This window comes from Romboutsia sp. 13368, from assembly GCF_018336475.1.
In the GTDB taxonomy this organism is placed as follows: domain Bacteria; phylum Bacillota; class Clostridia; order Peptostreptococcales; family Peptostreptococcaceae; genus Romboutsia.
In genome coordinates this window covers 1,406,931-1,407,354 of record NZ_CP048741.1, presented here as the reverse complement: position 1 = coordinate 1,407,354, position 424 = coordinate 1,406,931, and the positions used below count along the sequence as shown (strand labels likewise).

The window sequence follows — 424 nt, the reverse complement described above, 5'->3', positions numbered from 1 at the left end:
TAGAATAGCACTTGCATATATTAAAACATGATAGTTAGGGGGGATATGTATGAAATGTACAATGAGAATAAAACTTAAAGCTAAAGATATTGACCATGATGAATACATAGGGATTAGCAGGATAGTAGAAATATTTGATGATATCGCAGAGGAATTATTAATAAGAAATGAAGGGCATAAAGGTATATTAAAAGATTATGAGGAGTTAGAAATTATAAAGCCTTTAATTTGTGGAGATCACGTAGATGTAGTTGGTCAGATTATTTCATTTAATGATACAATAATAAAAATAAAATTTGAAGTATTAAAAGTATTAGATGGGCATAATGAAAAGTATTTATTAATACCTGAATTGATTTGTAAAGCTGTAGGAGTATTTGAGGTATTTCCAAAATAAATTTACAAAAGGATGTAGATAAGATTA

At 26.9% G+C, this 424-nt stretch carries 1 protein-coding gene; it reads left to right on the top strand.

What is annotated here, in order from left to right; genetic code table 11:
- Positions 1-49 precede the first annotated feature (49 nt).
- Positions 50-397: a hypothetical protein gene (locus G3997_RS05665; protein ID WP_296644210.1), complete on the top strand. Its 348-nt coding sequence runs from the start codon at positions 50-52 to the stop codon at positions 395-397.
- Positions 398-424: the final 27 nt, after the last annotated feature.

Bases quoted from the DNA above. Each gene is read 5' to 3' on its own strand.
- G3997_RS05665 (WP_296644210.1), top strand. From the start codon at position 50: ATGAAATGTACAATGAGAATAAAACTTAAAGCTAAAGATATTGACCAT.